The sequence below is a fragment of the Streptomyces lancefieldiae genome, assembly GCF_031845825.1.
Classification (GTDB): Bacteria; Actinomycetota; Actinomycetes; order Streptomycetales; family Streptomycetaceae; genus Streptomyces; species Streptomyces lancefieldiae.
The window spans coordinates 255,530-269,337 of the sequence record NZ_JAVRFH010000008.1; the positions used below are offsets into that span (position 1 = coordinate 255,530).

Annotated in this window: 7 protein-coding genes and 1 pseudogene; 4 read left to right on the plus strand and 4 right to left on the minus strand. The window is 73.0% G+C overall.

Going from position 1 to position 13,808, the window contains the following annotated elements:
- Positions 1-28: 28 nt before the first annotated feature.
- The 4 genes from RM812_RS11290 to RM812_RS11305 all read right to left on the minus strand — a co-directional run bounded on the left by RM812_RS11290 (position 29) and on the right by RM812_RS11305 (position 8,114).
- On the minus strand, positions 29-751 hold the full coding sequence (locus tag RM812_RS11290) for a vWA domain-containing protein (RefSeq protein ID WP_311572316.1): 723 nt from the start codon (positions 749-751) through the stop codon (positions 29-31).
- 211 nt (positions 752-962) lie between these two features.
- Positions 963-2,426: a glutamate synthase subunit beta gene (locus tag RM812_RS11295; RefSeq protein WP_311572317.1), complete on the minus strand. Its 1,464-nt coding sequence runs from the start codon at positions 2,424-2,426 to the stop codon at positions 963-965.
- A complete protein-coding gene (gltB, locus tag RM812_RS11300) occupies positions 2,419-6,954 on the minus strand; it encodes a glutamate synthase large subunit (protein ID WP_311572329.1) in 4,536 nt (1,511 codons plus the stop codon). Before gltB ends, RM812_RS11295 begins: the two co-directional genes overlap by 8 nt.
- A gap of 428 nt (positions 6,955-7,382) precedes the next feature.
- Positions 7,383-8,114 (minus strand): VIT1/CCC1 transporter family protein, encoded by a 732-nt coding sequence (locus tag RM812_RS11305; protein WP_311572318.1) that lies wholly within the window; start codon positions 8,112-8,114, stop codon positions 7,383-7,385.
- Between the two features lie 246 nt (positions 8,115-8,360).
- On the opposite strand from RM812_RS11305, the pseudogene RM812_RS43020 reads away from it, so the two are divergent.
- The 4 genes and pseudogenes from RM812_RS43020 to RM812_RS11325 all read left to right on the plus strand — a co-directional run.
- Positions 8,361-9,342, plus strand: a pseudogene (locus tag RM812_RS43020) (ADP-ribosylglycohydrolase family protein); the annotation flags it as partial.
- Positions 9,343-9,940: 598 nt separating this feature from the next.
- Positions 9,941-11,209 (plus strand): ADP-ribosylglycohydrolase family protein, encoded by a 1,269-nt coding sequence (locus RM812_RS11315; RefSeq protein ID WP_311572320.1) that lies wholly within the window; start codon positions 9,941-9,943, stop codon positions 11,207-11,209.
- Positions 11,206-12,399, plus strand: coding sequence for an ADP-ribosylglycohydrolase family protein (locus RM812_RS11320; RefSeq protein ID WP_311572321.1), 1,194 nt, complete (start codon positions 11,206-11,208; stop codon positions 12,397-12,399). The genes RM812_RS11315 and RM812_RS11320 overlap by 4 nt, the downstream gene beginning before the upstream one ends.
- Positions 12,387-13,787, plus strand: coding sequence for an ADP-ribosylglycohydrolase family protein (locus tag RM812_RS11325; RefSeq protein WP_311572322.1), 1,401 nt, complete (start codon positions 12,387-12,389; stop codon positions 13,785-13,787). Before RM812_RS11320 ends, RM812_RS11325 begins: the two co-directional genes overlap by 13 nt.
- Positions 13,788-13,808: the final 21 nt, after the last annotated feature.

Genomic DNA, 13,808 nt, shown 5'->3' on the forward strand with positions numbered 1-13,808 from the left:
GCCGGCCGGGCGCCCGCGTCCGGCGCCGCTACGGCCGCACGATCCCCTGCGCCCGTGCGGCCACCAGCCACTTGGGGAACTCGCCCACCAGGCGGTCGTACAGCTCGGCGTCGGACACCTTCTGCGGGTCGCGGCCCGCGTGGAAGAACCCCGCGTTGTCGACGACCCGTTTGTCCGGCACGGCCAGCTCGTCGAGCTTGCGCAGGTACTCGAACTGCCGGCTGCCCGGGTCGCCGAAGCCGACGAACTGCCAGAACAGCGGCAGCCGGGCCGCCTTGCACAGGTACCGTTCGGCGGCGAGCCGGTTGACCGGGCCGCCGTCGGTCTGGAAGACGACCAGGGCGGGGTGGCGGGCTCCGCTGTCGAGGTAGTGGTCGATGACGGCGTCCATGGCCAGGTGGTAGCTGGTCCTGCCCATGTGCCCGAGGCCCGACACGATGCGCTCGACGCGTCCCAGGTGGTCGGCGAGCGCGATCTCGGTGACGGCGTCGACGTCCGTGGAGAAGAACACCACCGGCACGCTGCCGTCGTCGTCGAGGTGTGCGGACAGCCCCAGCACCCGGTCGGCGAGCGCCTGCACACTGCCGTCCTTGTAGTACGGCTTCATCGACCCGGAGTAGTCGACGACGAGGTAGACGGCCGCCCTCGTCCCCTCCAGCCCGTGCTTCGTGAGCGACACCCCGGCGCTCCGGTACGGATCGACCAGCGCGGGCGCCGTCTCCCGCATCTTGGTGAGACTGATCGCGGCCATGCGGACTCCCCCGTCACCCCGTACGTACGGCTCTTGGTCGCCGAGGTTACGGCACGGCGACACGTACGAGCTGCCCTGAGCGTGCGACGGCGCCTGCCCCTTCGTCCGGTCGGGGACAGGGCAGACGCCATCTCGGGGGGTCTGGGGGGAATCCCCCCAGAGTGCCCGCCCGTACGCCTTTGTACGGGACGTTCTTCTGTTGTCGCGTCCGTCAGACCGTCAGTGCCCGGTCCGTCGGGCGGATCGGGGCCGGCAGGTCGCTGGCTCCGGTCAGGAAGCGGTCGGCGCCGCGGGCGGCCGAGCGGCCCTCCGCGATCGCCCAGACGATGAGCGACTGGCCGCGGCCGGCGTCACCGGCGACGAACACACCCGGCACGTTGGTCTGGAAGTCGGCGTCCCGGGCGATGTTACCCCGTTCGTCGAGCTCCAGTCCGAACTGGTCGACCAGCCCGTTCTCCCGGTCGGTGCCGGTGAAGCCCATGGCGAGGGTGACCAGCTGGGCCGGGATCTTGCGCTCGGTGCCCGGCTTCGGGGTGAGCTTGCCGTCGACGAACTCGACCTCGACGAGGTGCAGCCACTGGACGTTGCCGTCCTCGTCGCCCTCGAAGTGGGTGGTGTTGACGGAGTAGACCCGCTCACCGCCCTCCTCGTGCGCCGAGGTGACCTTGTACAGCATGGGGAAGGTCGGCCACGGCTGGGAGACCGGGTTCCGCTCCTCGCCCGGCCGGGGCATGATCTCCAGCTGGGTGACGGAGGCGGCGCCCTGGCGATGGGCGGTGCCCACGCAGTCGGCGCCGGTGTCGCCGCCGCCGATGACGACGACGTGCTTGCCCTCGGCGGAGATGGGGGCGGTGACGTAGTCGCCCTCCTGGACCTTGTTGGCCAGGGGCAGGTACTCCATCGCCTGGTGGATGCCCCTCAGCTCGCGGCCGGGGACGGGCAGGTCGCGGGCGGTGGTGGAACCGGCGGCGATGACGACGGCGTCGTACCGCTTCTTGAGGTCGGTGGCCGCCAGGTCGCGGCCGATCTCGACGCCGGTGCGGAACCGGGTGCCCTCCGCGCGCATCTGCTCGATACGGCGGTTGATGTGCCGCTTCTCCATCTTGAACTCGGGGATGCCGTACCGGAGGAGGCCTCCGATGCGGTCCGCGCGCTCGTAGACGGCGACCGTGTGACCGGCCCGGGTCAGCTGCTGGGCGGCGGCGAGACCCGCCGGGCCCGAGCCGATGACCGCGACCGTCTTGCCCGACAGGCGCTCGGGGACCTGCGGGGCGACGTCCCCGGTGTCCCACGCCTTGTCGATGATCGAGACCTCGACGTTCTTGATGGTGACCGCCGGCTGGTTGATGCCGAGCACGCACGCCGACTCGCACGGAGCCGGGCACAGGCGGCCGGTGAACTCCGGGAAGTTGTTGGTGGCGTGCAGGCGCTCGGACGCCGCCGACCAGTCCTCGCGGTAGGCGTAGTCGTTCCACTCGGGGATCAGGTTCCCGAGCGGGCAGCCGTTGTGGCAGAACGGGATGCCGCAGTCCATGCAGCGGCTGGCCTGCTTGCTGATGATCGGCAGCAGGGAGCCGGGGACGTAGACCTCGTTCCAGTCCTTGACGCGCTCCTCGACGGGGCGGGTCTTGGCGACCTCACGGCCGTGGTTCAGGAAGCCCTTCGGGTCAGCCATTGATCGCCGCCTCCATCATCTTCTCGGTGATCTCGGACTCGGAGAGACCGGCTCGCTCGGCGGCGTCCTTGGCGGCGAGCACTGCCTTGTACGTACTGGGGATGATCTTGCTGAAGCGCTCCACCGCGGTGGACCAGTCGGCGAGCAGCTTCTCGGCGACCGTGGAGCCGGTCTCCTCGGCGTGGCGGCGCACCACGTCGTGCAGCCAGTCCCTGTCGGCGTCGTCCAGCGGCTGGACCGCGTCCAGGTTGCCGACGTTGACGTTGTCGCGGTCGAGGTCGACGACGTACGCGATGCCGCCGGACATGCCGGCCGCGAAGTTGCGCCCGGTCTCGCCGAGGACGACCGCGTGACCGCCGGTCATGTACTCGCAGCCGTGGTCGCCGACGCCCTCGGAGACGACCAGCGCGCCGGAGTTGCGGACGCAGAAGCGCTCGCCGACCTTGCCGCGCAGGAACATCTCGCCGCCGGTGGCACCGTAGCCGATGGTGTTGCCGGCGATGGTGGAGTACTCGGCGAGGTGGTCGGCGCCCCGGTCGGGGCGGACGACGATGCGGCCACCGGAGAGGCCCTTGCCGACGTAGTCGTTGGCGTCGCCCTCCAGGCGCAGCGTGATGCCGCGCGGGAGGAAGGCGCCGAAGGACTGGCCGGCGGAGCCGGTGAAGGTGATGTCGACGGTGTCGTCGGGCAGGCCCGCGCCGCCGAACTTCTTGGTCACCTCGTGGCCGAGCATGGTGCCGACCGTGCGGTTGATGTTGCGGATCGCGACCTGGGCGCGGACCGGCGCGGCGTCGGTGGCGTCCGTGGCGGCCAGCGCCTCCGACGCGAGCCTGATCAGCTCGTTGTCGAGCGCCTTCTCCAGGCCGTGGTCCTGGCCGGCGACCTGGTGGCGCACCGCGCCCTCGGGCAGTTCGGGCACGTGGAACAGCGGCTCCAGGTCCAGGCCCTGCGCCTTCCAGTGGTTGACGGCGCGGGTCACGTCGAGGGTCTCGGCGTGGCCGACGGCCTCCTCGATGGAGCGGAAGCCCAGCTCGGCGAGGATCTCGCGGACCTCTTCGGCGATGAACTGGAAGAAGTTCACGATGTACTCGGCCTTGCCGGAGAACCGGTCGCGCAGCACCGGGTTCTGGGTGGCGATGCCGACCGGGCAGGTGTCCAGGTGGCAGACGCGCATCATGACGCAGCCGGAGACGACGAGCGGCGCGGTCGCGAAACCGAACTCCTCGGCGCCCAGCAGCGCGGCGATGACGACGTCCCGGCCGGTCTTGAGCTGGCCGTCGGTCTGGACGACGATCCGGTCGCGCAGGCCGTTGAGCAGCAGGGTCTGCTGGGTCTCGGCGAGGCCGAGCTCCCAGGGGCCGCCCGCGTGCTTGAGCGAGGTGAGCGGGGAGGCGCCGGTGCCGCCGTCGTGGCCGGAGATGAGCACCACGTCCGCGTGCGCCTTCGACACACCCGCCGCGACCGTGCCGACGCCGACCTCGGAGACCAGCTTGACGTGAATCCGCGCCTGCGGGTTCGCGTTCTTCAGGTCGTGGATCAGCTGGGCCAGGTCCTCGATGGAGTAGATGTCGTGGTGCGGCGGCGGGGAGATCAGGCCGACGCCGGGGGTGCTGTGCCGGGTCTTGGCGACCCAGGGGTACACCTTGTGGCCGGGGAGCTGGCCGCCCTCGCCGGGCTTGGCGCCCTGGGCCATCTTGATCTGGATGTCGTCCGCGTTGACCAGGTACTCGCTGGTGACGCCGAAGCGGCCGGAGGCGACCTGCTTGATGCTGGAGCGGCGCGCCGGGTCGTACAGGCGCTCCGGGTCCTCGCCGCCCTCACCGGTGTTGGACTTGCCGCCCAGCTGGTTCATGGCGATGGCGAGGGTCTCGTGCGCCTCCTGGGAGATGGAGCCGTACGACATGGCGCCGGTGGAGAAGCGCTTGACGATCTCGCTGACCGGCTCGACCTCGTCGAGGGGGACCGGCTTCCGGTCGGACTTGAAGCCGAACAGGCCGCGCAGCGTCATCAGGCGCTCGGACTGCTCGTTGACCCGCTCGGTGTACTTCTTGAAGGTCTCGTACTTGCCGGAGCGCGTGGAGTGCTGGAGGCGGAAGACCGTCTCCGGGTCGAACAGGTGCGGTTCGCCCTCGCGGCGCCACTGGTACTCGCCGCCGATGTCCAGCGCGCGGTGGGCGGGCGCGATGCCGCTCGCCGGGTACGCCTTCGCGTGCCGGGCGGCGACCTCCTCGGCGATGACGTCGATGCCGACGCCGCCGATCTTGGTGGCCGTGCCGTTGAAGTACTTCGCGACGAAGCCCTCGTCGAGACCGACGGCCTCGAAGACCTGGGCGCCGCGGTAGGAGGCGACGGTGGAGATGCCCATCTTGGACATGACCTTGAGGACGCCCTTGCCCAGGGCGTAGATCAGGTTGCGGATGGCCTGTTCGGCCTCGATCCCCGGCAGGAAGGTGCCCGCGCGGACCAGGTCCTCGACGGACTCCATCGCCAGGTACGGGTTGACGGCGGCGGCGCCGAAGCCGATGAGCAGGGCGACGTGGTGGACCTCGCGGACGTCGCCGGCCTCGACCAGCAGGCCCACCTCGGTGCGCTGCTTGGTGCGGATGAGGTGGTGGTGGACGGCCGCGGTGAGCAGCAGCGAGGGGATCGGCGCGTGCTCGGCGTCCGAGTGGCGGTCGGAGAGGACGATCAGCCGGGCGCCGTTCTCGATGGCGGCGTCGGTCTCGGCGCAGATCTCCTCGATGCGCGCGGCCAGCGCGTCGCCGCCGCCGTGCACCCGGTACAGGCCGGAGAGGGTCGCGGCCTTGAAGCCGGGCATGTCGCCGTCGGCGTTGATGTGGATGAGCTTGGCCAGCTCGTCGTTGTCGATGACCGGGAAGGGCAGGGACACGCTGCGGCAGGAGGCGGCCGTCGGGTCCAGCAGGTTGCCCTGGGGGCCGAGCGAGCTGCGCAGGGAGGTGACCAGTTCCTCGCGGATGGCGTCCAGCGGCGGGTTGGTGACCTGGGCGAACAGCTGGGTGAAGTAGTCGAAGAGCAGCCGGGGGCGCTCGGAGAGGGCGGCGATCGGCGAGTCGGTGCCCATGGAGCCGATCGGCTCGGCGCCGGCCTTGGCCATCGGCGCGAGGATGACGCGCAGCTCCTCCTCGGTGTACCCGAAGGTCTGCTGGCGGCGGGTGACCGAGGCGTGGGTGTGCACGATGTGCTCGCGCTCGGGCAGGTCGGACAGTTCGATCTCGCCGGCCTCCAGCCACTCGGCGTACGGCTTCTCCGCCGCGAGCTGGGCCTTGATCTCGTCGTCCTCGATGATGCGGTGCTCGGCGGTGTCCACGAGGAACATGCGGCCGGGCTGCAGGCGACCCTTGCGGACGACCTTGGCCGGGTCGATGTCGAGGACGCCGACCTCGGAGCCGAGGACGACGAGGCCGTCGTCGGTGACCCAGTATCGGCCGGGGCGCAGGCCGTTGCGGTCGAGCACGGCGCCGACCTGGGTGCCGTCGGTGAAGGTGACGCAGGCGGGGCCGTCCCAGGGCTCCATCATCATGGAGTGGAACTGGTAGAAGGCGCGCCGTGCCTCGTCCATGGAGGCGTGGTTCTCCCACGCCTCGGGGATCATCATCAGTACGGAGTGCGGCAGCGAACGCCCACCCAGGTGCAGCAGCTCCAGCACCTCGTCGAAGGAGGCGGAGTCCGAGGCGTCCGGCGTACAGATCGGGAAGATCCGGTCCAGGTCCGAGGAGCCGAACAGGTCGGAGACCAGCTGGGACTCGCGGGCGCGCATCCAGTTGCGGTTGCCCTTGACCGTGTTGATCTCACCGTTGTGCGCGACGAAGCGGTACGGGTGGGCCAGCGGCCAGCTCGGGAAGGTGTTCGTGGAGAACCGGGAGTGGACGAGCGCGATCGCGGAGGCGAAGCGGCGGTCGGACAGGTCCGGGAAGAAGGGCTCGAGCTGCCCCGTGGTCAGCATGCCCTTGTAGACGATGGTCCGCGCGGACAGCGACGGGAAGTAGACGCCGACCTCGCGCTCGGCGCGCTTGCGCAGCGCGAAGGCGCGGCGGTCGAGGGCGATGCCCCGCGAGGCACCGTCGGCCACGAAGAGCTGGCGGAATACCGGCATGGTCGAACGGGCGGTGGCACCCAGCAGCTCCGGGGCGACCGGGACCTCGCGCCAGCCGAGGACGGTGAGGCCCTCCTCGGACGCGACCGTCTCGATACGCGAGACGGCGTCCTCGGTGCCCTCCACCGGCAGGAAGGCGATACCGACGGCGTACGCCCCGGCCTCGGGCAGTTCGAATCCGGCCACCTCGCGGAAGAAGGCGTCCGGCACCTGGGAGAGGATGCCCGCACCGTCGCCCGAGTCGGGCTCGGAACCGGTGGCGCCACGGTGCTCGAGGTTGCGCAGCACGGTGAGCGCCTGATCGACCAGGGTGTGGGACGCCTCGCCGGTGAGAGTGGCGACGAAACCGACGCCGCAGGCGTCGTGCTCGTTGCGGGGGTCGTACATACCCTGCGCGGCAGGGCGAGCATCCATGAAGGACCAGTTCTGGCCATTCGCGGAGTGCTGGGACGGCTGGCGCGGCGTACGCATCGGCTCTCCCGTCGTCGTCATCTGGCATGTGCAAGTGCCGAGGGACGACGTTGGCCCTCTGCGTGGGTGCAAAATTTCGTGCAGGTTACATGATGGAGCGGTTCTCGGAAACCGGGATAATCCGTTCCAACATGCGGACACCGGGAGGTCGCGGCAGGGGTTCCGCACCCGACGGTGGAAGCTATGGGGACCGAAGCGAACAGATCGATGTCCGTCGGCCCGAAGGGGCGGGGAGAGCGTCGTCGCCCACTCCGCGAGTGCGCGGCAGGCCTCATTGCCCACAGCGCTTACGGCTCATGCCCGGGTATCGCGCGCTCGAAACCAGCACGTAACGGCTACTTATGCGGTCCGACGCATAAGTTCGAGCCCGGCTATCCTACGGCCGTTCCGAACAGGCTGCCCAGGGCGTACGTCACACCGGCCGCCGCGCCACCGAGGGCGAGCTGCCGCAGGCCGCTGTACCACCAGCTGCGCGCCGTCACCTTGGCGACCACCGCGCCGCACAGGAACAGCCCGGCCAGCGCGAGCAGCACCGCGGGCCACAGCGCACCGGCGCCGAGCAGGAACGGCAGGACGGGAAGCAGGGCGCCCAGCGCGAAGGACCCGAACGACGACACGGCCGCGACCAGGGGCGAGGGCAGATCTCCGGGATCGATGCCCAGCTCCTCGCGGGCGTGTATCTCCAGGGCCTGCTCGGGGTCGCGGGACAGCTGGCGGGCCACCTCGCGCGCGAGGTCCGGTTCGACGCCCCGCGCCTCGTAGAGGGCGGCCAGCTCGGCCTCCTCGTCCGCCGGGTGCTTGCGCAGCTCCCGCCGTTCCACGTCCAGCTCGGCCTCGACGAGCTCGCGCTGCGAGGCGACGGAGGTGTACTCGCCGGCGGCCATGGAGAAGGCGCCGGCGGCCAGGCCGGCCAGCCCGCTCAGCACGACGGTCTGCTGGCTCGCGGCCCCGCCGGCGACACCGGTCATCAGGGCGAGGTTGGAGACCAGTCCGTCCATCGCGCCGAAGACGGCGGGGCGCAGCCAGCCGCCGTTCACGTCGCGGTGCGTGTGGTTGTCACGGTGCGCCACGTGCAGCGGCGCCTCGGTCTCGATGATGGCCATGCGGGCCCCCGGAAGGCAGAGGTGGACTGGGTCATTTGGATTGGGTCTACTTTTCGACAACACCCAATCTACGCCGATCATTTCCGCCCCGCCAGCAAGGAAAGGCTGGGCTAACCTGCGGTTTTACCTTCCGATGCTCATCCGTGAGCACTGCCGCACAGATGTCGACCGGGTGATGCTTCGGCCTCCGAGGCTGCGGGGCGCACCGCACCGGGGACAGATCCGCAAAGGGAGAGGAGAGGCCGCATGGCATCCACCGCCTGTATCCCCCCGGCCCCCGCGCCCGGGGACGTCGGACTGCGCGAACGGGCCCGGGGCGCGCTGCTCGGACTGGCCGTCGGGGACGCCCTCGGGGCGCCGGCCGAGAACATGAAGCCCTCCGAGATCCGCGCCCGCTGGGGGCGTATCACGGGGTACGTGGCCGAGAGGCCGGCCGGCACCGACGACACCGAGTACGCGATCTTCTCGGGCCTCCTGCTGGCCCGGTACGGCTCCGCGCTCACCGCGGCCCATGTGGAAACGGCCTGGCACGAGTGGATCGCGGACCGGGAGGAGGGCCCGTTCCGGGGCGCGGGCTTCAGCGAACGCGGCACCCTGGAGAACCTGCGCCGTGGCCTCGCCGCCCCCATCTCCGCCCAGCACCGCCACGCCTGGAGCGACGGGCTGGCCATGCGGGCGGCGCCCTACGGCGTGTTCGCGGCGGGCCGTCCCGCCGAGGCCGCCCGGCTGGTGGCGATCGACGGCTCGGTCAGCCACGACGGCGAGGGCATCTACGGCGGGCAGGCGGTGGCGGCGGGAGTCGCGGCGGCGATGGCGGGCGCGCCGACCGTCGCCGTCGTGGCCTCCGCCCTGGCCGTCCTCCCGGACGACTCCTGGACGGCCCGGTGCCTGCGCCGCGCGATGACGGCGGCCCACCGCGGCGAGCGCGCCGTCCGCTCCGCGGTGGTCATCGGCGGCTACCCCTGGACGGACCTCGCCCCCGAGGCGGTCGCCCTCGCCTTCGGCGCGTACGCGGCGGCCGACGGCGACTTCACCGACGCCGTGCTGACGGCCGTCAACATGGGCCGCGACGCCGACACCACGGCGGCGGTCGCCGGTGCCCTGGCCGGTGCGACCCGGGGGGCCTGCGCCATCCCGGCCGAGTGGGCCGCGGCGATCGGACCGGCGCGCGGCAGCTGTCTGCCGGCGATGGCCGGTCACCACGTGCTGGAGGTGGCGGACCTGCTGACGCGGGCCGCGGAGGAGGAGACGCGGGGGGTGACGCGGGGAACGCGTTCCGTCCGCAGGGGCGACGCGGTCGCGCCGGCCCGGAACACCACCCGGGACGACGCGATCGCAGCGGGCCGGAGCACGGCGCGGCGCGGTGAGGCCGTACCGGAGGCGAGCTTCGCGGGGTGCGAGGGGCCGGGGCCGGCTACGCCGGACGACGGGCCCACACCCGACACGGACCGCAGCCCCGCGCCCGACAACCAGCCCACACCCGACCCCGACCCCGACCACCAGCCCACGCCCCACACCAACCACACCCCCACACCCGACCACCAGCCCACGCCCCGCACCAACCACACCCCCACACCCGACCACCAGCCCGGCGCCACACCCCACGACGGTCACCGCCCCGCGCCCACCGACGGCCCCCGCCCCGAAGACGGCAGCTCCCGCCCCGAACATGACGGCGTCCGCCCCGCACCGACCCACGGCCCCCGCCCCGAAGACGGCGGCACCCGCCCCGAAAGTGCCGCCGTCCGCCCCGGCGGAGGGCAGCCGTCGGCCCCCGTCGTACGCGCGCCCGAGCCGGACCACGAGGCCGCGGCGGGAGTGCGGCCGTGACCAGGGGCCGTCCCGCCGGTGAGGAACCGGTCACCACGGCGTACGTCGCCCCGCCCGGGGCGCCGGAGCGCTCCGATCCTGCCGGAAGCGGACTCCGGCCGGGGCCCGAGCCCGGCACGCCGCCCCGCACGGCGCCGGGACGCGACCGCGTCGAGGGCCTGCTCCTCGGCCTCGCCGCGGGGGACGCCGCCGGCTGGCCCGCCGCGCGGCACCGGGCCGCACGGATGCCCGAGTGGACGCGCCGGCTCACCCGCGAACTGGACACCTTCGCCGAGCAGAACGCCACCACCACCCTCCCCGTCCCCATCGCCCTGAACCAGCCCCCGGAACCGCTCCGCCTCGGCCCGTCGGACGACGCCGAGTGGGCGGCGTTCGCGGCGGAGGCGGTGCTGCGGGCCGGGGACGACAGCGCGCTCGGGGACCTGAGCCGGGAGCGCCGGATGCGGGCGGCGATCGACCTGACCTGGAACGCCGTCGCCAGCGAGGTGGCCGCGGCTACCGAACGCGCCCCGGAGGCCGAGTCGGCGGTACTGCCGCTGCGGGCCCGCATCTCGGTACGGGCCGGGCTCGGCAACCTCGCCACCGGCCTGCGCCCGCCCGCCACCGGCCACGACAACCCGCACTACTTCGACGACGCCGCCTGCGTGCGGGCCTGCGTCCTCGCCGTCGTCCACCCCGGCGCGCCGCGGCTCGCCGCCGACCTCGCCGAGTTCGACGCCCGCTACACGCAGGACGGCGACGGTGTGCACGGCGCCCGCGCCATGGCGGCGGCACTGGCGTGCGCGCTCGACGGCACGGACGTGCGGACCTGCGTGACGGCCGCGCTCGCCGAGCTCCCCGCGGAGACGGAGATCGGCCGCAACGCCCGGCAGGCACTGGCCCTCGCGGCGGCCGCGGGGAGCACCTTCGCCCTGGTCCCGCTGCTGGAGCACCAGATCGTCGACCACGTCTACAGCTACGGCATCGCCGCCGCCGAGACCGTCCCGGTCGCCCTCGCCCTGGCCACCGCCGCCCACGGCCGGATCGCGGAGGCGGTACCGGCGGCGGCCTGCCTGTCGCGCGTCGCGGACTCCGCCCCGGCCCTGGCGGGCGCCCTCACCGGCGCCCTGGGCGGCGGCGCGTCGATCCCCGGATCCTGGCGGGACACCTGCCGCACGCTCCCCGGCTGCGTACTGCCCCGGCTCACCGGCACCGACCTGGTGGAGCTGGCCGGACTCCTGCACGCCACCCGACCGTCCCGACCCGAAGGACGCGACACGACATGACACCCAGCCCATCGGAAAGCGGCACGGCGGACCTGAGCGGCACGGCGGGCCTGGAGGAGCGCGTCACCGGCGCCCTCGTCGGCGCGGCCGTCGGCGACGCGCTCGGCGGCCCGGTCGAGGGCTACTCCCCCGAGCAGATCCTCGAACGCCACGGCGGCCGGATCCGCGGCGTCGTCGGCCCCTGGAACGGCGACGCCTGGCGCACCGCCCGCCCCCTCGCCCCGTACCACAAGGGCGACGGCCACGTCACCGACGACACCCTGATGACCCACGCGCTGGTACGGGTGTACGGCACGGTCCGCGACCACCTCGACGCCTACGCGGTCGCCGAGCACCTGGTCCCGGACCTGATGACCACCCCGCGCTGGATCCCGGAACTGGAGACCGAGGCGCTCCCGCTGCAGCGGATCTTCCTGGCGGAGAAGTGGCTGGTGGCGAGGATCCACTACGGTCACGTGGACCCGCGCGAGGCGGGCACCGGCAACATCGTCAACTGCGGTGCCGCGATGTACATGGCCCCGGTCGGCCTGGTCAACGCGGCCCACCCGGAGGCCGCGTACGCCGAGGCGCTGGACGTCGCGGGCGCGCACCAGTCGTCGTACGGCCGGGAGGCCGCCGGTGTCCTCGCGGCGGCGGTGGCCGCGGCGTGCGCACCCGGGGCGACGCCGGACTCGGTGGTGGGGGCCTGCCTGTCCCTGGCGAAGGACGGCACGCGGGCGGCCATCGAGGCGGTCTGCGACGTGGCGTCGCGGTACTCGGACCACGAGTCGGCACGCGCGCCGCTGCGGGCGGCGGTGGCCCCGTACGACACGGTGGGCCCCGACTACCGCTCCCCTTCCCTCGGAGCCCGTCGTCCGTCCCGCCTGCACGCGATCGAGGAACTCCCCGTCGCCCTGGGCATGCTGCTGGTCGCCGGCGGCGACTACCGGCACGCGGTCCTCGGCGCGGTCAACTACGGCCGCGACTGCGACTCCATCGCCACGATGGCGGGCGCGCTGGCCGGGGCGCTGGGCTCCCCGGTCCCTCAGGACTGGGCGAAGACGGTCGCGGAGGCCAGCCGCCTGGACCTGTGGCAGCCGGCGACGACGCTCGTCGAGGTGGCCCGGGAGGTCTTCGAACGGGACGTACGGCGACGCCGCGCCCACGAGCGGGCGTTCACCGCGATCGGAGGCACGGGATGCTCCGCCTGACCTGGGTCCAGCCCGAGGACCTGCTCGGCCACGAGCTGCGCCAGGCGGGACAGGACGGCCGCGATCCGTCGGCGGTCGCGGCCCGCTGGCGGGCGGCGGGCGGCTGCGAGGCCCCCGCCCGGGCAGGCGCGTCCTCCCCGCCGGCCTCCCCGTACCTGCGCCGGCTCGCCAAGGAGCTGCTGGACGAACTGGCGGAGCTGCCCAGCCCGCTGTCGGCGGTGGAGCCCACGGACCTGGAAGGCATCAGGGCCCTGTGCCCGGACTGGCCGGCCCCGGCACCGATGCCGGCCCCGACGCCGTCCGCGCAGACGTCCGTTTCCCGGCTGGAAGCCGCCTGGCTCGGCAGAGCCGCCGGCTGTCTCCTGGGCAAACCGGTCGAGAAGCTCCCGCTGAAGGGCATCCGCCGCCTCGCGCGGGCCACCGGCAACTGGCCCCCGACCACCTACTTCACGGCCCGGGGCCTCCCCCCGGACCTCACCGCGGCGTACCCCTGGAACCGCCGCTCCGCGACCACCTCCCTCGCCGAGAACATCGACGGCATGCCCGAGGACGACGACCTCGACTACCCCCTCCTGAACCTGCTGCTCCTGCAACGCCACGGCAAGGCCTTCACCACGACCGACGTCGCCCGGGTCTGGCTCGACGAACTCCCCGCCGGCCGCGCCTTCACCGCCGAACGCGTCGCCTACCGCAACCTCCTGTCCGGCCTCGAACCCCCGCACACCGCCCTCCACCACAACCCCTTCCGTGAGTGGATCGGCGCCCTGATCCGCGCCGACGCGCACGGCTGGACGAACCCCGGCGACCCGGCCGCCGCGGCCGAACAGGCCCACCGCGACGCGACCCTCACCCACACCGCCAACGGCGTCTACGCCGCGATGTTCGCCGCGGCCGCCCTCGCCACCGCCGCCACCGGCGCCCATGACGTCCACGCCTGCCTGCGCACCGGCCTCGCGGTCGTCCCGCCCGCCTCCCGGCTCGCCGAGGCCGTCCACCAGGCTGTGCGACTCGCCGAGACGTACGACGACTTCGACACCGTCGTGGACGAGCTCCACGCCCGCCACTCCCCCGCCCACCACTGGGTCCACGCCGTCCCCAACACCGCCCTGATCGCCGCCGCCCTCACGCACGCGGACGGCGACTTCACCGGCTCGGTCTCCCGTGCCGTGTCGGGAGGCTGGGACACCGACTCCAACGGCGCCACCGCCGGCAGCCTCGCCGGTCTGCTCGCCGGTGCCCCCGCCGCGCTGCCCGAGCACTGGACGGCCCCGCTGAAGAACCGCCTGGCCACCTCGGTCGGCGACTTCGACGGCACCGGCTTCGACACCCTCGCCCACCTCACCCACACGGAGGCCACCCGCCCATGCCCCCGCCCCCGCCCGTCGTGACCCCCGCCCCCGTTCCCGGCC

Excerpts from the sequence above, each read along its gene's own strand:
- RM812_RS11290 (WP_311572316.1), bottom strand. The coding sequence starts at position 751 with ATGGCCGCGATCAGTCTCACCAAGATGCGGGAGACGGCGCCCGCGCTG.
- RM812_RS11325 (WP_311572322.1), top strand. The coding sequence starts at position 12,387 with ATGCTCCGCCTGACCTGGGTCCAGCCCGAGGACCTGCTCGGCCACGAG.
- RM812_RS11320 (WP_311572321.1), top strand. The coding sequence starts at position 11,206 with ATGACACCCAGCCCATCGGAAAGCGGCACGGCGGACCTGAGCGGCACG.
- RM812_RS11305 (WP_311572318.1), bottom strand. The coding sequence starts at position 8,114 with ATGGCCATCATCGAGACCGAGGCGCCGCTGCACGTGGCGCACCGTGAC.
- RM812_RS11295 (WP_311572317.1), bottom strand. The coding sequence starts at position 2,426 with ATGGCTGACCCGAAGGGCTTCCTGAACCACGGCCGTGAGGTCGCCAAG.
- gltB (WP_311572329.1), bottom strand. The coding sequence starts at position 6,954 with ATGGATGCTCGCCCTGCCGCGCAGGGTATGTACGACCCCCGCAACGAG.